Here is a 19,998-nt window from a genome sequence, read left to right as displayed (position 1 = left end):
GGCGAGATGAGCTCTCAGTACATCACGTCGGAGGACCACCTCCCGGCTGACACGGACGGCGAAGTGACGATTCAGGTGACGAATCAGGAGACGAAAGAGATCTTTCAGACGCGCGCTCGCCTCTCGCAAGACAGCGACGAACTCGACGACCCAATCCCGTTGACTGTCCTTCGCGGCCCCCACGAGAACACCGAAGAGCAGTGGTACATCGAGGTCATCGAAGCCGACTTCGATATCACGCCGATCGACGACCAGATTCTCGACCAGTGTATCGAAGAGAGTCGAACGAAGACCGACGTCGTCACCGTCCGGAGCGAAGACGTTCGCGCACTCGTTACGTACCTCGTCGAGACCGGTGAGTACGATTCGGTCTCAGAAGCGGTTCGCACGTTCGTCCGACAATACCTCGCTGAGACGCGCCCAGAACTCCTCGAACAGTACGTGCAGCGCCGGACGGCACTCGAACAAGAAGACCTCTCGAGACAACTCATCGGGAGGGATGAAACGTGAGTACGACCCAGCCGACCGACAGTTTCAGAGAGTATCTGGACCGCCTCGACGAGCGAGGTGACCTCACGCGTATCGAGCGTTCGGTGTCGTGGGACCTCGAAGCGAGCACGATTACGATGCTCGCTAACCAACGAGACGACCGGATTCCCGTCTTCGAGTCCGTCTCACACTCCGGTATCGACGCCCGACTCGTGGGTGACCCGTACCGAGGAAGTCGGCGGCAACCGTGGGACCGTGTCGCCCTCGCGCTCGGACTTCCGACAGACCTCCCCGCGGACGAGTACTACGAGACGGTCATCGACCGACTCCAACAGCCGATTTCGCCGGAGACCATCGACCCGTCGGACGCACCGTGTAAGACGGTCGTTCGACGTGGCCGAGATGCCGACTTACTCTCGCTGCCGTGGCCGTACATCCACGCTGGTGACGGCGGTCGATACTCGAACCTCCACACGATGGTCGTCAAGGACCCGGAGTCTGCGTGGTCTGACTGGTCGTCGCATCGCTCGATGGTACAGGACGGGACGCACATGAGCCTGCTGCTGCTCGCCGGCGAGCAAACCCCGAACATCTACTACTACAAGTACGAGCGCCAGGAAGAACGGATGCCGGTCGCACTCGTCATCGGCGGTGAACCGGCGACGCAGATGACCTCCTCGATGTGGATTCCGACTGGACGCGACGAGGCAGGGTTCGCAGGCGGACTGAAGCGTAAGCCAATCGAACTCGTCGAGTGTGAGACCAACGACTTACTGGTTCCCGCGAACGCCGAAATCGTCGTCGAGGGCCACGTCGTCCCGAACAAACGTCTCGACGAGGGACCGTTCGGCGACTACTTCGGGTACATGCACGGCCCTCGACGGTCGATGCCGGTTCTCGAAGTCGATGCGATTACGCACCGCGAGCGACCGCTGATTCCGTTCTGTGTGGAGGGGTCTGGGGTCGGACACACGCTAAATACGAGTGCAACGGTCGAGGTTGCGTGTGTCGGGCCGGACGCCACACTCGGCCTTCGAACTGCGGGCTACGACGTCGAGAAATGTGTTCCGTGGCGGTTTACCCCACGAACGGTGTACGTCGTCTCTACCGACGTCTCCCGGCCGGGGTACCTCCACGAACTGGCGAACTTCATCTTCACCACGTGGGGAATGCTCCACGTCGATTTCTTCGTATTCGTTGACTCGGACGTCGATCCGCTCTCGACACGGGAGGTACTCGAAGCGCTCGCCCTCAACGCCGACCCCGAGTCCGACTTCCACCAGTTCGGCACCGTCGCAATGCCGAAGGTCCCGCTCAACATCTACCAGACGCCGGAGGAGAAAGGTGACGACGAGACGGGAACGTCGAAGACCAAGACCACGAAGGCGTACATCGACGCGACGTCTGGTGACGAGGAACCGGCCGACAAAGGGGCCGTCGTTGACGACTTCGTCCGCGAACGTGCGCGTGAAATCCTGACCGATGCCGGTGTCGATGTGGGTTCATTCGCGGGAGGCGACCTTCGATGAGTGGTATCCGAGCGCACCTCGACGCGCTCTCCGACGCTGGTGACCTCGCCCGCATCGACGAACGAACGCACTGGGCCGACACCGCACTCGCAGTCGCCGCGGAAGCGGCACGAGCGAACGGTCCGGCAGTCTTGCTCTCGGATGCGGGCGGGTGTGCCCGGTTGCTCGGTGGGGGCTACGGTGGCCCCGACCGACTCGCGGTGCGCTCGCGGGAACCGTGGTCGCGTATCGCGTCGGCACTTGGACTCGGCTACCGTGCTGGATACCTCGATGTCCTCGATGCGTTGGTTGCCGCCCGACGCGGTGGGCCGACTCCCGAGGTGAGGCCAGCAGTGGCGACCGTGGCCGAGACTGACCTTCGGTCGCTCGGGCTTCCGGCCGTTCACGACACGGGAGTACCGACGATTACACTCGGCATCGGCGCGTACGCGACGGAGCCGAACGAATCGAACGATAGCGATACGCGGTCGTCCACGGACGAGTTCGACGTCGATGCGGTCGAGTGGTTCCCCGTCAGAGGGTCGATTCGAGGGAGCAATCGGCTGCGACTCTCGGTTCCGACGAAGGTCTCGCAAGACCTTACGACGGGGTCCACCTTTTCGCTCGCACTCGGCGCGCCACCTGCTGCACTGGTGGGCGCGCTCATGCGATGGACTGGCGAGACGCAGGTTGCTGGCGCGCCGTTCATTGCGAACGCGTTCTGTCCCGTCCCAGTAGCCTCGCCAGACATCGGACCAGTCCCCGCGGAGAGTGAGGTACTCGTGGAGGTGACAGTGACCGAGAGCGCCGCTACCGACGAGACGGTTCACGACCCCGAGAGAACTCGTGAACCGTGGGAAGACGTCGTCTCGACGGCGACTATCGAGGCCCGGACGGAGCGAATTGCGACTCGTGAGAACCCTATCGTGCCGTTTTCGCCGACCGGTGCACCGATGGCTGACGACCGTTTGCTTCTCTCGATCGTCGAGTCCGCCCGGTTGTACGGCCGCGTGAACAACTACTGGGGGGTCTCGCCCGTCGAGTGGCTCTCACTGCCTGCGGAGGCGGGACTCGGAATCTGTCTCGTCGCCAGCGACATCCTCTACGCGGGTTTCGAGTGGCAACTCGCCAACACCCTCTTTTCGTTCTCCCGACTCTTCGACAAAGTCGTCGTTCTCGATACCGAGACCCCGCCGATGGACCTCGCGCGGGCGTTCGACGACATCTGGGTGAAAGCACACCCCGCGAACGACTGGGAGTTCTCCGACTCTGCAGCACCGGCCGCGCGTGCGCCCCACTATCGGCGGGACGGCTCGACGGGTGCGAACGTCTACGTCAATGCCGCGTGGGACCCGCGTTGGGACGAAGAGTACATCGCTCCACGAGTGACCTTCGAGACGATGTACCCTGCAGACCTTCGAGCGTCCGTCAGGGCCGAGTGGACCGAGATGGGGTTCGAACACGGGAGCGAACACGAACCGCGTGGGTGGCAAGACCCAGTCGAAGGGGGTGACGAAGCGTGAGCGACGAGACGACTGTCGAACGCATCTCACACACCGCAGCGAGTCCAGAAGGTGCGAACAGTACGTACGTTCTCCCAGCGTGTGGACTCGTCGTGGACCCGGGCCCACCCGGAGACGAGTCGTGGGGCGTGTTGAGAGACGGTCTCTCTGCGATCGGTCTCGACGTCGAATCGGTCGAAACCGTCGTCGTCACGCACTGGCACGCCGACCACGCCGGCTTGGCTCCGCGCCTCGCTGCGGCGGCCGGAGCCGAACTCGCAATGCACGAAGCCGACGCGCCACTGGTCGCTGACTACGGCGCGGAGCGAGCTCGACGGGTCGAGCGAGACGCTCGTCGCCTCCGCGAATGGGGTGTCCCCGACGAAATCGTCGATGCGGTCCGTGCAGGTGACTCTCCATCACCGATGCCTGCCGAGTGTCAAGTGACGGGTCTCGTAGACGGAGATTTGCTCGGGGACATCGAGGTCGTCCACGCCCCGGGCCACACCGCTGGGCACCTCGTTCTCGATGCTGGAGACGCGCTCTTTCTCGGTGACGCAGTGTTGCCGATGTACACGCCGAACGTCGGTGGAACCGACACTCGAATGGACGACTCGCTTGCGACGTATCTCGACACCCTCGACCGCGTGGTCGAACGCGTCAACTCCCATTCGGCCACACCGAACGCGTTCCCGGGCCACGGTTCGACCGTCGATCTGTCGGACCGAATCGCTGTGATTCGTGCCCACCACGCCGAGCGGGTGCTGAACGCGCGAGCCGAACTCCCTGCGCCGGGGAGTGACGGGCGGACGCCGTGGTCCGTCGCTCGGTCACTCTTCGGTGAGATGCGTGGTATCCACGCGAAGATGGGGGCAGGAGAGGCCGCTGCGCACCTCGAGTACGCCGTCCGTCGGGGATTGGCAGAACGAGTCGATGGGGATATCGACCGGTACGTCCGCACCGATGGTACGGTGCCCGATTCCGATGCCGTATTGCTCGACACGGACTCTCCCTCACGGTACAGATAAGGTCCTTCACTCACGAAGGGAATGTATGTCGTTACTCGACCGTGCTCTCTCCGAGGAGCACACCGACGTTCTGGACCGTGCAGACTCGTTCGCAACTGAGACGCTTTCACACCGTGCGGAGGAAATCGAGCGAACCAGGGAATTCCCGCGTGACGTCGTCGAACGCGCCGGCGAGGCTGGACTCTTAGGAATCCTCATCCCCGAAGAGTACGGTGGTCTCGGCGGTGATTTCATCTCGTACTGTCTGGCAATCGAGCGAATCGCTGCGGAGAGCGGTGCGGTCGCAGAGACGATTCAGGGCCACACCTTTGCGATGTTGCCCGTGTTGAACTTCGGCACCGACGAGCAACGCGAGCGACTCCTCCCTCAGATGGTCGCCGGCGAGGCTGTCGGCTCGATGTTGCTGACCGAACCCGGTGCTGGTTCGTCACCGACGGAACTCCAGACGGTCGCCGAGGCGACCGACTCCGGGTACCGACTCTCCGGGACGAAGTCTTTCGGGACGAACGCCGGCGTCGCGGACGTACATCTCGTCGTCGCGCGAAGACGCCCACAACCCGACGACTCACACGGAGTGAGCGTCTTCCTGGTCCCGAGTCCCGACGACGTCGAGGGCTTCACGTTCGAACGCGGCGAGTATCTCGGAATGCACGGCCACATCACCGGTGACTCGACGTTCGAGGACGTGGAAGTCGATGCCGACGCGCTCCTCGGGTCTATCGGGCAAGGATTCCGCATCGCTATGGGAACTATCGACATGGCGCGGACCGGGCTGGGGGCAATCGGCTGTGGCATCGGTCGCGCCGCGTTCGACCACGCGGTGGAGTACGCTGGCGACCGAGAACAGGGAGGAAAGGCCGTCGGAGAATATCAGGCCGTTCAGGTCCTCATCGCCGACATGGACTCTCGGTTGGAGTCTGCACGGGCGCTCGTCTACGACTCGGCAGTTCGCATCGCCGACGGCGAGGGAGACACCCGCGTCTCCTCACGGGCGAAGTTCACTGCGAGTGATGCCGCAGAGTTCTGTGCGCGTAACGCCATGCAAGTCTACGGCGGAAAGGGATACCGAACGGACCTCCCACTCGAACGGTACTACCGAGACGCTCGCATCCTCTCTATCATCGGTGGCACCTCGGAGATTCAGAAGACGACGGTGGCGAGCAACGCGCTGGGGTTCTGAGCCGTATCCATGGCCCGTAATTACGACCGCATCGCGCTCACTGAAGAAGAGCAGGCGGCTCTCTTCGAGGACGCAGCCGTCGCACGTGTCGCCACCGTCGGACCCGATGGCCTCCCACACGTCGTCCCAGTCGCGTTCGCTATCGTCGATGGAGCCCTCTGCTTCGAGACCGACGCCGACTCGGTCAAGGTCGCAAACATCGAAGCGACGGGCGTCGCGGCGGCAATCGTAGACGCCGGGGAAGACGAGTACGCCGAGCACCGTGGCGTTCAGTGGCGCGGCGAGGCCACCATCGTCACCGACAGCGAACACGTCGCAGACATCGAGCGTGCGCTGTTTGGGACGGTCAAGTCGATTCCCGACGCGAGCGGTCACGAGCGAGTCAAAGTCGAGCTGACTCCCGACCGAACCGTCTCGTGGGACTTCCGGAAACTCGGATAGAAGAGACGAAACGCAGATTTCGTTCGTTTTTACTCACCGACTCCCGTCTCGTTCGCGCCCAGTCGAGGGGGTCGCCCCGTCGAACTTGATACGTTCGAAGACGGTGTGACAGCCGTTGCAGTAGTACTGGCTCTTCGAGACTTCGCCGCCGAATCTCGATTCACGCTCGTTGTCTGCCGACCCGCAGAACGGGCAGACTATCTCGGGCGTCTCGCGGTCTTTGTCTCTGTCGTTCATCGTGTTGTTCCCGTGGTCGGTACCGGAGCTGGCGCCAGCGAATGAGTCGCTAGAACTCATTTGATGACGTACTCTCGGTTCGTGACGCCCTGGAGCTGTTCGACCACACTGGTATCGACGTGGCCGTCGCCGGTCCGGCGTCGCGTCTCGTCCCACGCCGATGGGTCTGGTACGTCGTCTTCGAGTGCGGGGACGGTGACGTCGGTCCCTGCGAACAGGTCCTCGTAGTGCTCGTGAAGCGCCCCGCGAATCTCGGCGACTGGGCGGTCGGTGAAGCCCGTCTCGACGAGTGGGTCTTCACTCTCGGTGTAGGTTGCGGGTCCGACGAACGCGAGCGCACCCGGGAAGTACCGTTCGAGGGCCATCTCGACCGCTTTCGGTTGCGTGTCGGCGAGCGTCTCGAGGCGAGCGTCGTGGTGCTCCAGGTGGAAGTACTCGTCTTCACCCATCTTCTGGACCATCCCTTTGAAGTCGTCGTGTTGGATGGCATCGAGCAGCAACCACGCGGCTCGGTCGATGAGGGCGACCTGAACCATGAACGTTGGCCACGCCTCTGCTTCCTCGTCGAGCGGTTGGGCGTTCGCGTACTCGGCTGGTTCGCGGTCCGTCTCGAGCCAGTCGCGGTCAACGCCCTGTCGCTCCAGCAGGCGGAACAACTGTCGAACCTGTCCGATTTCGTCTTGGCCGTTGGAGGCTCCCGAGATGTCGTCTTCGAGGTTCGGGCCCTTCAACATCCACTCACCGTATCGCTGGCCGAGCAGCAACTTGGTGTCGGCGATGGCCTGAACGTAGTCGATTGCGACTGCCGGCCAGCCCGCGTCTTCGTCTCCGCTCATGCGACACCTCTACTCGAGATTGGTTCCTCATCGACTTCGAGGAGATTGTCCTCGCGGACGACGCCCATGAACTCCCACGCCTCTTCGTCGTACGTCCGGTGTGCGTAGATGCGTGCGAGCCGGTCGGAATCCGCCTGTACTGTTCCTGCGTGAATCAAGTCGTCTCCTGGTCGGTTACGGGTGAATACGTGGTACTTCATAGTCCAATTCCTGCATCTCGGAGTTCTTCGCGTGCGCTGTCGGTGAGCATGTCTTTCGACCAGACGGGGTCCCACGTCACTTCGATAGTCACGTCGGTGACGCCGCGAACCGTCCGAAGGACGGCACGGACGTCGTCCTGAATCATGTCGTAGGCTGGACATCCCATACATGGATACGTCATCGTGACCGTGACGTGGCCACCGTCGGCCTGGATGTCGTAGATCATCGCCATGTCAACGAGACTGACGGGGATGTGCGGGTCGGGAACCTCGTCTACGTTCGCCCAGAGTTCTTGTTCGAATTCGTCGGCGTCATCGGCGGGTCCAATCCTGAACCCGGCCGTGCCGACACCTGCGGTGTTTGCGCTCATGTCAGACTTCGACCTCTAACTTACCCGACTGGAGGAGGTTGACGTACTTCTCGTTCGCCGGCCCGCGCGAGCGCCAGCGGTCGAGCACGTCGTCCCAGCCGATTGGTTGGTCGAAGAGCCACTCTTTGTTCTCCGCATCGAAGGCGACTGGCATGTCGTATTCCAGGACGTACTCCTCTGCTTCGTCGTCGAAGTGCGCCGGCACGTCGAGACCGAGCTCGTTGGCGAGCGGGACGGTGTGGCTCATCCACTCTTGGCGGAGTTCGTCGTTGGTCTTGCCTTTGATTCGGTAGTCGAGTTGGGAGGTGTTGTGCTTCTTCTCGTCCGACATGCCGAACCACTCGATTCCCATCGGGAACATCCAATCGACCGCGTCTTGGACGCGTTGTTTTGTGTTGTCGGACTTGTTAGCCAATCGGCGCATCCACGTCTCGCCGTGTCGGAGGTGGAACTGCTCTTCTTTGCCGACTTTGCGAAGTGCACGCTTCCAGGGTGCGTACGAGGTGTTGGCTTCGATGTCGCTCAGGAGAACCATCCCTGCGCGGTCGAACAGCCCGTGTGCACAGACGAGTTCGGCGAACGTCTCGAGGTGCTGGTCGAACCCGTAGGTGTTTCTGAACTCGTGGGGCTCGCGCTCGTAGATGAGTTCTTGGCGGTCTTCACCGAGGTCTTCGAGGAGGCGGTAGGCGATGTGTCCGTGGCCAAGTTCGTCCTGAATGACACTGATACAGGAGGCGCGAGCGTCGAGGGTCGGTGCGTTCATCGACATCTCGTAGTAGGCGGGTGCGCTCATGAGTTCCGTGTCGGCGGACACTTTGAGCGTGGCCTTGAGCGCCTTCTTGTAGCCTTCGGTCATCTCCGATTCGTCTTCGATCATTCGACCGTTCTGCAGCTGGTCTTTAAATTGCTTTTCGGTTGGCATGGCTTGTCTAAGGTCGGCTATTCAAACCTTGGAGCGCGAGTTAATTAATGTTTCTCTCATCTTCACGCTTCGTGTAGTTGGCAACTCGCGGATAAGTTAACCGAAGGCTCAGGTTGATAAGAATATTTTAGGCATTTGGGGTTAGTACACGTAGTATGGGTATTCGTACACGACACGCTGTTGAAGCCGATGGAAGCGAAATCCTAGACCTCTGGCACGGATTCACGAGCCATCTTTCGAGCTTCGACGACCGATACGGACACAGCGACCAAGCCGACGAACGCTGGCTTCGATACTTCGAGAATCAGCTCATCGACTCGAAATACGGGACCGTCATCTTGGCCGAAGCTGACGACGAGGATACCCCGATTGGCGTCCTCGAAGCGCGGGTGATGGGTGACCATCCAATCTTCCGCCTTGCGAACCACGGCTACGTCAATGGACTGTACGTGCGCGAAGAGTACCGCGGAGAGGGCGTCGCTGGCGAGTTACTGGACGCGGCCGCCGAGTGGTTCACGGAAGGCCCACGCGCGGTGAACTATTACCGAATCGACGTGCTGGCTGGTGACGAGGCAGCCTCGAAGATGCTCGAGTCCCACGGGTTGGAACCCGTCGAACTTGTCTACGAAGAACGCCTCTAACATGGTCGAATACTACGAAGTCGAATTCGTCGATGAGGGTCGCACCATCGAGGTCCCGGACGACCGACCAATCTTGGAGGTCGCCGAAGAGGTTGGAATGGACCTCGCATACCAATGTCGCATGGGTGTCTGTGGCGTCTGTTCGGCGTTACAGGTCGCCGAAGGCGAAGTGGACCAGGTAGAGGCGATGTTCCTCTCTGAATCTGAAAAGGAGGAGGGATACGTTCTCACGTGCGTCGCAAAGGCACGCTCGGATCTGAAAATTCGTTCGAACTGCGGGCCCTGATTTCCCCGAGTAGGTTCGTTTCACGGCTCTTTCTTTCGTGAGCACTTCCACCCAGAGCCATTCGTATTGCATCGTCGCCGATTTTGTATACGTTATTGTATACTAACCAATGGTGTTTTTTCGTTATAGTTTACTGGCTCTGAGGGTCCACATCTCATTACAGTACTACGATTGTAATCTTGGAGGAGTACGTGTCAACGTTTCATTCCCATCCCGTGAATGTATACGGAATTGTATACTGGCATACTACGCGGGTCAAATTCGGCCGTCGTTAAGTATTAATGGACCGGTGAAAAACTGACAGTCGATGTCAGAGACAAACTACGAGACTATCGACTGGTCTTTCGACGAAGAATCTGGGCTGGGACGTATCACGCTCGACCGTCCCAAGGCGATGAACGCCATCAACATCCAGATGCAGCACGAACTCATCGACGCCTTCGATGCGTTCCAGGCACTGGACGACGAGGCTGATGGTATCGCAGTCCGTGCGGTCCTCGTCGATTCGGCGGGTGACAGGGCGTTCTGTTCCGGGTTGGACGTCGGTGAAATGAGCGACTTTTCGACCTATCACGAGAAGAAGCGAGTGCCCGACCTCTTCTGTGAGATGTGTGCGGCCTTCGAGGAGTACGATGCCCCAGTCATCGTCTCCGTCGATGGGCTTTGTCTCGGCGGTGGGTTCGAAATCGTGATGTCGTCGGACTTCCGCTTTGCAACCGAAGACGCGTCGTTCGGTCAGCCCGAGGTCAACTTCGGCGTCCTCCCTGGTGGTGCCGCTGCCCAGCGACTGACTACTATCGTCGGTGCAAGCCGTGCGAAAGAGATTACGATGACCGGGGACCGTCTCAGTGCGACGGAGGCAGCAGAGGATGGCATTCTGACCGACGTCTTCGCCGAACGCGACGAACTCGACGAGCACGTCAACGAACTGGCATCCAAGTTGACGAGCAAGCCTCCGCTGGCACTTCGTTCCATCAAGCAGGCGGTCAACATCACGCGCAACGTCGGCTACGACGCTGGCATCGAGTACGGTAGCCACGCGTGGCCGGCCCTCGCGCAATCCGACGACTACGCGAAAGCAATCGACGCGTTCGGTTCTGACGAACGCCCCGAATTCGAGGGGAAGTAAGGTCGTGACCATCGAGTCGCCAGACATTCGGCAGGCGTTCGACTTCACTGACAAGACTGTCTGTGTAACCGGCGCCGCCCAGGGAATCGGCGAAGCCGTCGCGGAAGCGTTTGCCTCCCTCGGGGCGAACGTCGTCATCGCCGACCTCGACGAAGCAGGGGCACGAAAGGTCGCAGACCGTCTCGCTGATGCGTACGACACCCGAACGATCGGGGTCGAAATCGACGTCTCTGAGTACGACGCCGCCGTCGCAATGGTCGAAGCGACGAACGAAGCGTTCGGCGCACTCGATGTTCTCGTCAACAACGCAGGATTAGCGGGCGTCAAACGATTCCTCGACTCTGAGCCGTCTGATTGGGACGAGAAACTTCGCGTCTCCCTCTACGGGACACTCAACTGCACCCACGCTGCACTTCCGGGGATGGTCGAACGGAACGAGGGTGTCGTCATCAACTACGCGAGCTCATCGTACCGCGGCAACGACCCGGGACTGGCAGTGTACGGCGCAGCCAAAGCGGCGAACAAGTCGTTCACGAAGACGATGGCCAAGGAAGTCGGCGGCGCAGGTGTCCGAGTCAACTGCGTCTGTCCGGGAACCGTCGAGACACCGTCCACCACCGAGTGGATAGAAAAGTACCGCGAGAAATTGGGAGAGTCGTACGCGCTCGAACGCGTCGGTCAGCCAGCGGAGGTGGCAAATGCAGTCGTCTTCCTCGCAAGCGACGCCGCCAGTTGGATTACTGGCGAAACCGTGCACGTTGACGGCGGGTACATCCGGCGATAGGACGCTCTTTCGTTCGTAAAAAAATTTTCTCGATTCTCGCGGTTACTGCTCGCGCTCGCGGAGCTTCACGCGCTGAATCTTTCCGGTCTCGGTCCGTGGGAGTTGTTTGACGTACTCGACCCGGCGTGGGTACTTGTACGGTGCCAGCGTGTTCTTGACGTGATTCTGCAACGACTCTGTCAACTCGTCGCTACCCTCGTATCCGTCTGCGACGATGATGAACGCCTTTACGACCTGTCCGCGTTCGTCGTCTGGGACGCCGACGACGGCCACCTCTGAGACCTCTTCGCGTTCCTGCAGCACTGCCTCGACCTCTGGGCCGGGGATGTTGTAGCCGCTGGAGATGATGAGGTCGTCTTTCCGAGACTTGTATTCGAGACGGCCATCGTCACGGTGAATGTAGATGTCTCCGGGGAGACTCCATCCATCGACGGTTGCACTCTGCTGTTTCTCGGGACGATTCCAGTACGTGATTCCCGTTGGACCACGCACTGCGAGCATCCCTGCTTCACCGCGCGGGAGTTCTTCGCCCGTGTCCGGGTCGATTACTTTGCACTCGTATCCGGGAACGGGGTAGCCCGTCGCACCGGGGTCGATCTCCTGTCCTTCTTGATGGCTCACGAAGATGTGGAGCATCTCCGTCGTGCCGATGCCATCGTAAATCTCGACTCCGTAGCTGTCGTAGAAGGCGTTGAACGTGCTGTGGGTCAGTGGCTCACCCGCACTGACCGCCATACGGAGTGAGGACGTGTCGTACTCCTCGGGGGCATCGGGGTATTTTTCCAGAATCTGGTTGTACGCCGTCGGAATCGAGCAGAGAATCGAAATACCGTGGTCTTCGACGGCCTGGAGGAGGTCACCGGGTGTGGCGTTCTCGACGAGGCTCGTGGTCGCACCGAACCGGAGCGGGAACGTCACCAAGTCGCCGTAGCCGTACGCGAATGGAAGTGGTGGATTGCCACCGAACACGTCGTCCTCGGTTGGATTGAGACAGTACCGTGCGTAGCTGTCGGCGGTCGCCAGGAGTTGGCGGTGCGTATGGACCGTCCCTTTCGGTTCGCCGGTCGTCCCCGAGGTGTAGAGCATCAACGCGATGTCGTCGCGTTCGGTCTGGTACGCTTCCAACTCATCGTCCGCAGCCGAGGTGAGTTCGTCGTAATCAGTGTGGTCGTGTTCGACACCGTTGCGCTCGACGACGATGACGTTCTCGACCGAGTCCGTCTTCGGCAGTGCGAGGTCGATCTCTTCGAGCAGGTCGTCGTAGACGACCACGGTCGATGCCTCTGCGTTGTTGATGATGTGAACGAGTTCCGCCGCACGCAGCAGTTTCATCGACGGTAACGCGACTGCCCCGATTTTCTGGGCTGCGAGACAGGCGACGATTGCCTCGGGGCGGTTCGTGAACCGAACGACGACGCGGTCTCCCGGCTCGACGCCGTGTTCGAGCAACCCGTTGCCGAGACGATTGACCTGTTCTTGAAGGTCGGCGTACGTGATTTCGTCGTCTTCGAACCGTATTGCGACGTTGTCTCCCCGGCCCGCCGAGACGTGTCGGTCAACCAGCTCGGTAGCGACGTTGATCTCCTGTAGATAGTGGGTTTCTGGCAGTGCGTGTATGAGCTGAGGTCCCTCCGTTGGCAGATATGACTCTGGTATGTTCTCTTGCATCGCTTAGTTTAAGCATCAGTATTAATCGTCAAATAGATTGTGGTTAGTGCCATTGAATCAACTCCTTTCTCCGGTGTAGGTGGCGCAAGACTGTTCATCTCGACACTTATTCGAAAGGAGTGAGCATCTCCGCAGTGAACGTCGTCGGGATTCCAGTACGGTCGAAGCAACCGTACTCGCTGACGCCACGAATTCGAGTTTCTCCCGCTGTTCGGAACGTGTGGTCGATTCGAATCGTCTCGTCGTCCACTGCTCGAACGTCACATTCGACCGTGAGTTCGGAGTTGAACTCGACTGGTGACTTGAACTCCCAGTGCCAGTCGCGGATACGGAACGGTTGATACTCGCCAGCGAGGTCGGCCAAACGCACTCCTTCGCTCTCTAAATGAGACTCGAGGGCGATATCAGCGAACCGTGGATACTCTTCGAAGTACGCGAGTTCCGAGGACTCGATATGGGGTGAGTTCACGCTGAACGATTCTTCGAACGTCGGATACGACTCGTCACCAGTCGGTTCCTCGCCGGGGCCGACGTTGACAGTCCGTTTCGTTTGGCGTTCGGCGAGTCGTTCTTTGACGTCTGCTGGATGGGCGAGTGCGCCTCCCGCAGGTGCAATCGTCACGTGTGTCATTTGGGCTGTCGAGAGCGGTTCACCGTCACCATCGGTCATCTCGTAAATCAATTTGAGACTCGAATTGCCGACGTTGCTCACGATGACGTCCACGGAGACCGTCTCACCGAACGTCGGATATCGATAGACGGTCGTATCGACCCCAACGGGGGCATACGGAATCGCGCCGTCGGCGACGAGTTCCTCGAACGAGTACTCCATCCCGCGAGCGAACTCCTGCGTCGAGACGAGTTGCCAGTCGAAGAACATCGCTCCATGTACGAGTGGTCCCGCGAGTTCGCCGAAGCGAACCGGGTGCTTGTCAATAGTACGCACGTGTACGTGATTGCCATGATCATATAATATAATTCAGTTTTCGGCAAGGGTGTCGAAGGCTGGCGTCCTTCGAGAGGATGTCCCGGAATTCGTTCGCGTGTGTGCTCGGGTCGATTCCGCCGAGGACCACTGTCGAAGATGCAATCCACCTCGGCCGACGCGCGGTCGTGAGGCGTCAGTCTTCTGTTGTTCTCAGGAAGATGTTCGTCGCCCGCCAATAGACGACTTCGTCTCCGTCCTGATTCTTGGCTTCAGTCTCGGACGTGATGTAGCCACGGTCCGCTCGACTGGTAGACTCGGTCTTTTCGAGGATTCGGACTTCGACTGTTATCTCGTCACCCGGATAGACCGGCGTTCTCCATCGGAGTTCGTCGAGACCGAACGACCCCAGCGTCTCTGTCTCCGAGAGGAATTCATCCACGAGCAAGCGCATACAGGAACTCGCAGTGTGCCAGCCGCTCGCAATGATTCCACCGTACATCGTCTCTGCCGCGACGTCCGGGTCGATGTGAATCGGTTGGGGGTCGTATCGCTCCGCGAACGCGAGGAGTTCTGCGCGGTCCGCCTCGTAGGAGCCGAGGTCGTGAACTTCTCCAACCTGAATGTCTTCGTAGCATCGGAGTGCCATCGCACTCTACGTCGTGTGAACGAATTAATAAGTGCTTGCGTCGGCGACGGAGGTCGGTGACGAGTTCACGTCAGTGTCTCACCGAGCGGTTCATCGGCCACGCCCTCGCATCGACGTCGTCCGCAGACTGACCGTGCGGACAGACCGCCACGACAGCGTCAACACGTGTGCAGTATCGCAATCGTCGCCGATTCTCGACTCGCCACGCTTCATCTGGTTTTTCGACGAACTCAATCCGTCGAAATCGGGCGTTCATGGCGTCCTGTCTGTCGAACGTACAGTGCCATCACAGACGAGAACACACTGCAAAGATTTTTAACGGTGTGAATAATTGTGAACGTCATGGTTAAGCCAAAACTGATGCGTAGACGGAACTTTGTGAAACTGAGTGGCGTCGCGGGTGCCGGATTACTCGCCGGATGTACCGGCGGCGACTCGGGTTCCGACGGCGGTAGCGGAAGTGGAGGCGACGGAGACACGACGGGAGACGGTGGGTCGGGCGGTGGCTCCGGTGACCCAATCGTTATCGGCTCTCTCCAACCACTCTCGGGTCCGTTCACACCGTGGGGGAACGCCCACAAGGCCGGATTGGCGTTCGCCGTTCAGGAAGTAAACGAAGACGGCGGTGTGCTCGGACGGCAACTCGAAATCGTCGAATCCGACACGAAGAGTGACGCCGCCGCCGCGGACTCGACGTTCCGCCGGTTCGTCGAACAGGAGAACGCCGTGGCGACGGTTGGCCCCGTCTCCTCTGACGTCGGTATCCGAACGGCGCGAACGGCACAGGAACTCGAAGTGCCGATGCTTCTCCACATGTCGGGGTCGAACGAGACGATTACTCCCGATACGACCTACACGTTCCGCGTCGGGTTGCTTCCCGCGGACACGACGATGCGGGCACAGGCCAGTCTCGTCGCGGACGCCGGCTACTCGAAAGTCGGTGCGATTATCGGTGACTACGCGTGGGGCCGGTCCGTCGAGGAGGGGATCGAAGAACACTTCGACGTTGACGTAGCCATCGAGGCTGCACCCGTCGGGGCGAGCGACTTCAAGTCGTTCATCCGGAAGTTCCCAGAGGACATCGAAATGATGGTCGCCACGGGTCACCCGCCGGGGTCGCTCACTATCGCAAACCAGCTGAACGAACTCGGATACTCGCCAGACGTCATCACCGGTCCGAGTTTCCCGCCGGGCGTCATCGCGGGTGCACTCGGCAACCTCGCCTTCGAGGGCGGGTTCACTCACGTGCACAACTCGGACCCGTACAGCGACGAGTTCGCGGAAGTCGCACAACGATTCGGGGAGGCGACTGGCTCTCAGTTCGACACTCACACCGCCTACGGCTACGTCTCGGGCAAGATGCTGGCCCAAGCAATCGAAGACGCGGGGTCGGCAGAGCCGACGGCAATCGCCGAGGCCATCCGCAGCATCAAGTTCGACACCCTGTTTGCGAACCCAATCGAGTACACCGAGAACGGCGAACTGAAGAACCAGGTGCAGATTTACAGCAAGCTGACGGCGGAAGCTCCATCGTACTTCCCGGACGGTGACTTTGGTTTCGAAGAACAGTTCCGCACCGAAGCACTGCCCGCACTCCCCGCAGACCAATGAAGGGGCCATCAGCACGGGACAGCACCGACGCACTCCCCACCCACCGGAGCGGGGGTGCAGACCGCTTGGTGATATCGGAGTCGTAACATGGTCACGACTAGTACACTACTGGGTGTCGCCGTTGACGGACTCGCCTTCGGCGTGTTCCTCGCCCTGCTCGGTGTCGGAATCACGCTCGTCTTCGGGCTTGGTGAAGTGCTCAACCTCGCCATCGGTACCTTCGCCGTGCTCGCGGTGCTCGTGGCGACAATCGTCGTCAACAGCGGCATGAGTCTCACCGTCGCGGCGATCGTCGCGCTCGTCGCAGTCGCAGGCTTCGGGTTGCTCGTCGATCGGACGATTCTCTCGCTCGTCTATCGGTCGGACGGCGAGGAACGCATCCTCCTCGGCATCTTTACCACACTCGGGTTGACAGTGTTCCTCGACGGCGTGCTCATCAACTACTTCCCGTCGCGGTACACGCTCCCGTTAGACATCGGGACCGTCTCGGTCGGCGGTGCGTCGCTCACCGGGAGTTCGCTCGTCATCGTCGCAGTCGGGACCATCGTCCTCGCCATCTTGTTCGGCTTCCTCCGGGGCACGTTCCTCGGAAAAGCGACCCGGACGGTGTTCCAAGACGAACGCGGCGCACGCCTCGTCGGAGTCAATCCACGCCGGATTCGGACGCTCATCTTCGTCCTCTCGGCCGCAGTCGCGGGTCTCGGCGGACTGGTGTTCGCCGCCGGTTCGGCAGTCGCGGTGTCGAACGGGTTCCAGTTCACGACGTTCGCTCTTATCATCTCCATCGTCGGCGGTGTTCGGAGTTTGGTCGGAGCGATTACCGCAGGCGTCTTACTCGGTCTCGTGAACCAGTTCGCCAACTTCTTCGTCGGGTCTTACATCGCCACGATCATCCTGTTTGCGACAGCTATCGTCGTTCTCCTCGTCCGGCCGGAGGCGATATCATGAGTTCCAGACCGTCGCTTCGAACCGAAGTCCGAAACGTCACCGCGGTCAGTGTACTGTTCGCACTCGCGCCGCTGGCGGTTCTCGGCAGCACGTACTACGAGAGCGTTCTCACGCACCTGCTGCTCATCGCGCTGTTCGCAGTCGCGCTCAACATCGTGTTCGGGCACACGGACCAGTTGTTCCTCTTCATCGGAGGTCTCGCCGGCTTCGGTGCCTACGGAACGGCATTGCTAGCCGATTGGTTGGCCATCTCCGCGTGGGTTACCCTTCCCATCGCGGCACTCGCGTGCGGTCTCATCGGCCTGCTCGTCAGTTACGTCTCGGCCAAGCGCAACTTCACCGTCGTCCTCATCTCGATTCTGACGCTGAACCTGCAACTCGTATTCAGCGAGATATTCGTCGGGGCCCGCGACATCACCGGCGGATCGACTGGGTTCCCGTACGAGTACCTCGGGCTCGACGTCGTCGCCGACGCCCTCGGTATCGAGACGAAACTCGTGCTCTACTACCTCGTCTTGCTCTTGTTCGTGGGGACGCTCGGCATCTACCTCCGACTCGTCCACTCGAAGTACGGTATCGCCTTCGACGCCATCAGAGAGGACGAAGTCGCCGCCGAGTCGATCGGTATCGACGTGGTTCGGTACAAGACCATCGCGGGATTCATCGCCGCGTTCCTCGTCGGTATCATCGGCGTGTTCTTCGCCCGCGAGTCGGGTTACATCCTCCCGGGTAGTTTCACCTTCCTCGCCGTGGACGTCATCGTCCTCATCGTGCTCGTCGTCGGCGGACTCCGTACCACGCTGGGTCCGATTGTCGGGGCCACTATCATCGTCGCTGTCGAAGAGTTCCTGAGTTCCGCTCAGAGTCTCCAATCGTGGCAGTCGGCTATCTTCGGCGCACTCCTCATCGTGCTGTTCCTGTACTTCCGCCAGGGCGTCGTTCGGTCTATCCGAGACATCCTCGCGGACGTCGGACTCACGAGCGAACGAGAAGGAGGTGGAACAGACGTCGAAGGCGGCCGCTGAACGAGTGCGATTCTACTTTTTGCAGAACCTGCATCGGAGTCTACGGAAGAATCAAGGCGAATGCCTCGGGGCTTGACCCCGGGGCGGTTCACCAGCGACTGAACGAAACGAAAAGAAAAGCTCGCGCGGGAGTTAGAGGTACGCTTCTTTGATGTGGTCGGATTCCAAGAGCGCCGGCCCAGTGTCCTCTGTGACGATCTCACCGTTCTCCAACAGGTACGCACGGTCGGCCAGCCCCAACGCTTTGTGCACGTGTTGTTCGATGAGGAGTACGGTCACCTCCTCACTAATCTCGTCGATTTTCTCGAACACGCGGTTCGTAATCTTCGGTGCGAGTCCCTCGGAGGGTTCGTCGAGGGCCAGAATTTTCGGTTTCGCCATCAACCCTCGACCGATGGCGAGCATCTGTTGCTGGCCGCCGCTCATCGATGCGGCACGTTGGTTCTGCCGCTCTTCGAGAATCGGGAAGAGTTCGAACACCTCTTGCATCGTCTCTTCGAGAGAACTCCGCTGCGTGTAGGCCCCCATCTCGAGATTCTCGCGGACCGTCATGTCTCCGAACAGGTTTCGCTCCTCTGAGACGTGAACGAAGCCGCGTTGGACGATTTCGGAGGGGGTCATCTCGGAGACGTCTTCACCCCAGGCGGTCACGCTGCCATCGTCGAACGGGTGGAGTCCAGACATCACACTGAGGAGCGTCGATTTCCCCGCGCCGTTAGGTCCGACTATCGAGACGACTTGGTCTTCTTCTGAGATTTCGAAAGAGAGGTCCCACAGCACCTGGATGTTGCCGTAGGAAACGTCGATCTCGTCCACTTGAATCATGCTTCGTCACCCAAGTAGGCCTCGATGACCTCCTTGTTGTCTCGAATCTCGTCGGGCGTCCCCTCGGCGAGCTTTCTCCCGCTGTTCAGAACGATGATGCGGTCGGCGACGCCCATAATCGCGTCCATGATGTGTTCGATCCAGAAGACCGAGATTCCGCGTTCGTCACGAAGGCGACGAATCGTGTCGGTGAGTTCGGCGATTTCACCGGGGGTGAGCCCGCTCGCAATCTCGTCGAGGAGGAGCAGACGCGGCTTGGACGCGAGCGCTCGCGCCAGTTCGAGTTGTTTCTTCTGTGCGATCGGGAGGTTACCCGTCGTCATGTCTTTCTTGTCCATGAGTCCGATGAACTCCAGTGCATCGCGCGAGCGCTCTTCGGCCTCTCGCTCCGAGACGGACTCCTCGTTTCCGAAGAGTGCTCCGGTCATCACGTTCTCGAAGACGGTCATCTCGTCGAACACGCGCACGATTTGGAACGTTCGAACCAGGCCCTTGCGGGCGATAGCGTGCGTCTCGAGTGCCACGATGTCCGTCCCGTCGAACTCGACTCGGGTACCGTCTTCCGGTTCGAGGACCCCTGTGATACTGTTGAACAGGGTCGTTTTCCCCGCTCCGTTGGGACCGATCAGTCCGACTATCTCTTCGTCGCCAATTTCGAAGTTGACGTCATCTACTGCTACTAGGCCGCCGAACTCCTTTCGGAGGTCGGTTACTGCTAACATGCTACAGAGAGGTTTGCCCATGGTTATAATGTTTTCTCGAACGTTCGACAGAGGCGAGCGCTTTACCACGC

General features: G+C 60.3%; 23 protein-coding genes. 13 read left to right on the top strand and 10 right to left on the bottom strand.

Translation table 11 applies throughout. From position 1 onward, the window contains the following. Positions 1–6 precede the first annotated feature (6 nt). From ACFQJC_RS07055 to ACFQJC_RS07030, 6 genes are read left to right on the top strand one after another with little or no spacing between them, the layout of a single operon-like run. Positions 7–510 carry a hypothetical protein gene (locus tag ACFQJC_RS07055; protein WP_390222609.1) on the top strand — a complete coding sequence of 168 codons (504 nt, stop codon included), beginning with the start codon at positions 7–9 and terminating at the stop codon, positions 508–510. After that, complete coding sequence (locus tag ACFQJC_RS07050) at positions 507–2,018, top strand: UbiD family decarboxylase (protein ID WP_390222608.1); 1,512 nt, start codon at positions 507–509, stop codon at positions 2,016–2,018. The genes ACFQJC_RS07055 and ACFQJC_RS07050 overlap by 4 nt, the downstream gene beginning before the upstream one ends. Continuing rightward, positions 2,015–3,520 (top strand): UbiD family decarboxylase, encoded by a 1,506-nt coding sequence (locus ACFQJC_RS07045; protein WP_390222607.1) that lies wholly within the window; start codon positions 2,015–2,017, stop codon positions 3,518–3,520. The genes ACFQJC_RS07050 and ACFQJC_RS07045 overlap by 4 nt, the downstream gene beginning before the upstream one ends. Then, positions 3,517–4,527 (top strand): MBL fold metallo-hydrolase, encoded by a 1,011-nt coding sequence (locus ACFQJC_RS07040; RefSeq protein WP_390222606.1) that lies wholly within the window; start codon positions 3,517–3,519, stop codon positions 4,525–4,527. Before ACFQJC_RS07045 ends, ACFQJC_RS07040 begins: the two co-directional genes overlap by 4 nt. A gap of 25 nt (positions 4,528–4,552) precedes the next feature. Beyond that, a complete protein-coding gene (locus ACFQJC_RS07035; protein WP_390222605.1) occupies positions 4,553–5,707 on the top strand; it encodes an acyl-CoA dehydrogenase family protein in 1,155 nt (384 codons plus the stop codon). Between the two features lie 9 nt (positions 5,708–5,716). Beyond that, entirely contained in the window at positions 5,717–6,148 is a 432-nt protein-coding gene (locus ACFQJC_RS07030; protein ID WP_390222604.1) for a pyridoxamine 5'-phosphate oxidase family protein, read from the top strand. A 33-nt stretch (positions 6,149–6,181) separates the two neighbouring features. On the opposite strand, the gene ACFQJC_RS07025 is transcribed toward ACFQJC_RS07030, so the two are convergent. From ACFQJC_RS07025 to ACFQJC_RS07005, 5 genes are read right to left on the bottom strand one after another with little or no spacing between them, the layout of a single operon-like run. Further along, positions 6,182–6,445 (bottom strand): PaaD-like zinc ribbon domain-containing protein, encoded by a 264-nt coding sequence (locus ACFQJC_RS07025; RefSeq protein ID WP_390222603.1) that lies wholly within the window; start codon positions 6,443–6,445, stop codon positions 6,182–6,184. Beyond that, positions 6,442–7,221, bottom strand: a complete 780-nt coding sequence (locus ACFQJC_RS07020; RefSeq protein ID WP_390222602.1) for a Phenylacetic acid catabolic protein — start codon at positions 7,219–7,221, stop codon at positions 6,442–6,444. Before ACFQJC_RS07020 ends, ACFQJC_RS07025 begins: the two co-directional genes overlap by 4 nt. Next, a complete protein-coding gene (locus ACFQJC_RS07015) occupies positions 7,218–7,421 on the bottom strand; it encodes a phenylacetic acid degradation PaaB family protein (protein ID WP_390222601.1) in 204 nt (67 codons plus the stop codon). The genes ACFQJC_RS07020 and ACFQJC_RS07015 overlap by 4 nt, the downstream gene beginning before the upstream one ends. Beyond that, positions 7,418–7,792 (bottom strand): metal-sulfur cluster assembly factor, encoded by a 375-nt coding sequence (locus tag ACFQJC_RS07010; RefSeq protein ID WP_390222600.1) that lies wholly within the window; start codon positions 7,790–7,792, stop codon positions 7,418–7,420. Before ACFQJC_RS07010 ends, ACFQJC_RS07015 begins: the two co-directional genes overlap by 4 nt. Before the next feature lies 1 nt (position 7,793). After that, positions 7,794–8,669, bottom strand: coding sequence for a Phenylacetic acid catabolic protein (locus ACFQJC_RS07005; RefSeq protein WP_390222599.1), 876 nt, complete (start codon positions 8,667–8,669; stop codon positions 7,794–7,796). Between the two features lie 200 nt (positions 8,670–8,869). Between ACFQJC_RS07005 and ACFQJC_RS07000 the strand changes: the two genes are divergently transcribed. The 4 genes from ACFQJC_RS07000 (at position 8,870) to ACFQJC_RS06985 (ending at position 11,554) form a co-directional block, all read left to right on the top strand. Further along, positions 8,870–9,355, top strand: a complete 486-nt coding sequence (locus ACFQJC_RS07000) for a GNAT family N-acetyltransferase (RefSeq protein ID WP_390222598.1) — start codon at positions 8,870–8,872, stop codon at positions 9,353–9,355. 1 nt (position 9,356) lies between these two features. After that, positions 9,357–9,641: a 2Fe-2S iron-sulfur cluster-binding protein gene (locus ACFQJC_RS06995; protein ID WP_390222597.1), complete on the top strand. Its 285-nt coding sequence runs from the start codon at positions 9,357–9,359 to the stop codon at positions 9,639–9,641. Between the two features lie 307 nt (positions 9,642–9,948). Continuing rightward, positions 9,949–10,770 (top strand): enoyl-CoA hydratase/isomerase family protein, encoded by an 822-nt coding sequence (locus ACFQJC_RS06990; protein WP_390222596.1) that lies wholly within the window; start codon positions 9,949–9,951, stop codon positions 10,768–10,770. Between the two features lie 4 nt (positions 10,771–10,774). Next, complete coding sequence (locus tag ACFQJC_RS06985) at positions 10,775–11,554, top strand: SDR family NAD(P)-dependent oxidoreductase (RefSeq protein WP_390222595.1); 780 nt, start codon at positions 10,775–10,777, stop codon at positions 11,552–11,554. 42 nt (positions 11,555–11,596) lie between these two features. On the opposite strand, the gene ACFQJC_RS06980 is transcribed toward ACFQJC_RS06985, so the two are convergent. From ACFQJC_RS06980 to ACFQJC_RS06970, 3 genes are all read right to left on the bottom strand, one after another. After that, on the bottom strand, positions 11,597–13,222 hold the full coding sequence (locus ACFQJC_RS06980) for an acyl-CoA synthetase (protein WP_390222594.1): 1,626 nt from the start codon (positions 13,220–13,222) through the stop codon (positions 11,597–11,599). Positions 13,223–13,328: 106 nt separating this feature from the next. After that, entirely contained in the window at positions 13,329–14,168 is an 840-nt protein-coding gene (locus ACFQJC_RS06975) for an acyl-CoA thioesterase (protein ID WP_390222593.1), read from the bottom strand. Between the two features lie 175 nt (positions 14,169–14,343). After that, entirely contained in the window at positions 14,344–14,796 is a 453-nt protein-coding gene (locus ACFQJC_RS06970; protein ID WP_390222592.1) for a MaoC family dehydratase, read from the bottom strand. Positions 14,797–15,138: 342 nt separating this feature from the next. Between ACFQJC_RS06970 and ACFQJC_RS06965 the strand changes: the two genes are divergently transcribed. The 3 genes from ACFQJC_RS06965 (at position 15,139) to ACFQJC_RS06955 (ending at position 18,380) form a co-directional block, all read left to right on the top strand. Beyond that, positions 15,139–16,407 (top strand): ABC transporter substrate-binding protein, encoded by a 1,269-nt coding sequence (locus ACFQJC_RS06965; RefSeq protein ID WP_390222591.1) that lies wholly within the window; start codon positions 15,139–15,141, stop codon positions 16,405–16,407. Positions 16,408–16,494: 87 nt separating this feature from the next. Continuing rightward, positions 16,495–17,355, top strand: coding sequence for a branched-chain amino acid ABC transporter permease (locus tag ACFQJC_RS06960; protein ID WP_390222590.1), 861 nt, complete (start codon positions 16,495–16,497; stop codon positions 17,353–17,355). Next, entirely contained in the window at positions 17,352–18,380 is a 1,029-nt protein-coding gene (locus tag ACFQJC_RS06955; protein ID WP_390222589.1) for a branched-chain amino acid ABC transporter permease, read from the top strand. The genes ACFQJC_RS06960 and ACFQJC_RS06955 overlap by 4 nt, the downstream gene beginning before the upstream one ends. Positions 18,381–18,512: 132 nt before the next feature. On the opposite strand, the gene ACFQJC_RS06950 is transcribed toward ACFQJC_RS06955, so the two are convergent. Both ACFQJC_RS06950 and ACFQJC_RS06945 read right to left on the bottom strand, forming a co-directional pair. Then, positions 18,513–19,205, bottom strand: coding sequence for an ABC transporter ATP-binding protein (locus ACFQJC_RS06950; RefSeq protein WP_390222588.1), 693 nt, complete (start codon positions 19,203–19,205; stop codon positions 18,513–18,515). Beyond that, positions 19,202–19,927 (bottom strand): ABC transporter ATP-binding protein, encoded by a 726-nt coding sequence (locus ACFQJC_RS06945; protein ID WP_390222587.1) that lies wholly within the window; start codon positions 19,925–19,927, stop codon positions 19,202–19,204. Before ACFQJC_RS06945 ends, ACFQJC_RS06950 begins: the two co-directional genes overlap by 4 nt. Between the last annotated feature and the right edge of the window lie 71 nt (positions 19,928–19,998).

Origin of the sequence: Haloferax namakaokahaiae (assembly GCF_042663225.1) — an archaeon.
Taxonomy (GTDB): Archaea; Halobacteriota; Halobacteria; order Halobacteriales; family Haloferacaceae; genus Haloferax; species Haloferax namakaokahaiae.
The sequence above is the reverse complement of the archived record's forward strand: the minus strand, read 5'-3'. Positions and strand labels throughout refer to the sequence as shown.

What these genes read in the sequence shown, in the direction of transcription:
- ACFQJC_RS06950 (WP_390222588.1), bottom strand. Translation starts at nt 19,205, where the DNA reads ATGATTCAAGTGGACGAGATCGACGTTTCCTACGGCAACATCCAGGTG.
- ACFQJC_RS06980 (WP_390222594.1), bottom strand. Translation starts at nt 13,222, where the DNA reads ATGCAAGAGAACATACCAGAGTCATATCTGCCAACGGAGGGACCTCAG.
- ACFQJC_RS06945 (WP_390222587.1), bottom strand. Translation starts at nt 19,927, where the DNA reads ATGTTAGCAGTAACCGACCTCCGAAAGGAGTTCGGCGGCCTAGTAGCA.
- ACFQJC_RS07010 (WP_390222600.1), bottom strand. Translation starts at nt 7,792, where the DNA reads ATGAGCGCAAACACCGCAGGTGTCGGCACGGCCGGGTTCAGGATTGGA.
- ACFQJC_RS06995 (WP_390222597.1), top strand. Translation starts at nt 9,357, where the DNA reads ATGGTCGAATACTACGAAGTCGAATTCGTCGATGAGGGTCGCACCATC.
- ACFQJC_RS07035 (WP_390222605.1), top strand. Translation starts at nt 4,553, where the DNA reads ATGTCGTTACTCGACCGTGCTCTCTCCGAGGAGCACACCGACGTTCTG.
- ACFQJC_RS07025 (WP_390222603.1), bottom strand. Translation starts at nt 6,445, where the DNA reads ATGAGTTCTAGCGACTCATTCGCTGGCGCCAGCTCCGGTACCGACCAC.
- ACFQJC_RS06955 (WP_390222589.1), top strand. Translation starts at nt 17,352, where the DNA reads ATGAGTTCCAGACCGTCGCTTCGAACCGAAGTCCGAAACGTCACCGCG.
- ACFQJC_RS07020 (WP_390222602.1), bottom strand. Translation starts at nt 7,221, where the DNA reads ATGAGCGGAGACGAAGACGCGGGCTGGCCGGCAGTCGCAATCGACTAC.
- ACFQJC_RS06965 (WP_390222591.1), top strand. Translation starts at nt 15,139, where the DNA reads ATGGTTAAGCCAAAACTGATGCGTAGACGGAACTTTGTGAAACTGAGT.
- ACFQJC_RS06960 (WP_390222590.1), top strand. Translation starts at nt 16,495, where the DNA reads ATGGTCACGACTAGTACACTACTGGGTGTCGCCGTTGACGGACTCGCC.
- ACFQJC_RS07015 (WP_390222601.1), bottom strand. Translation starts at nt 7,421, where the DNA reads ATGAAGTACCACGTATTCACCCGTAACCGACCAGGAGACGACTTGATT.
- ACFQJC_RS07000 (WP_390222598.1), top strand. Translation starts at nt 8,870, where the DNA reads ATGGGTATTCGTACACGACACGCTGTTGAAGCCGATGGAAGCGAAATC.
- ACFQJC_RS07030 (WP_390222604.1), top strand. Translation starts at nt 5,717, where the DNA reads ATGGCCCGTAATTACGACCGCATCGCGCTCACTGAAGAAGAGCAGGCG.
- ACFQJC_RS06990 (WP_390222596.1), top strand. Translation starts at nt 9,949, where the DNA reads ATGTCAGAGACAAACTACGAGACTATCGACTGGTCTTTCGACGAAGAA.
- ACFQJC_RS07055 (WP_390222609.1), top strand. Translation starts at nt 7, where the DNA reads ATGAGCTCTCAGTACATCACGTCGGAGGACCACCTCCCGGCTGACACG.
- ACFQJC_RS06970 (WP_390222592.1), bottom strand. Translation starts at nt 14,796, where the DNA reads ATGGCACTCCGATGCTACGAAGACATTCAGGTTGGAGAAGTTCACGAC.
- ACFQJC_RS07045 (WP_390222607.1), top strand. Translation starts at nt 2,015, where the DNA reads ATGAGTGGTATCCGAGCGCACCTCGACGCGCTCTCCGACGCTGGTGAC.
- ACFQJC_RS07005 (WP_390222599.1), bottom strand. Translation starts at nt 8,669, where the DNA reads ATGATCGAAGACGAATCGGAGATGACCGAAGGCTACAAGAAGGCGCTC.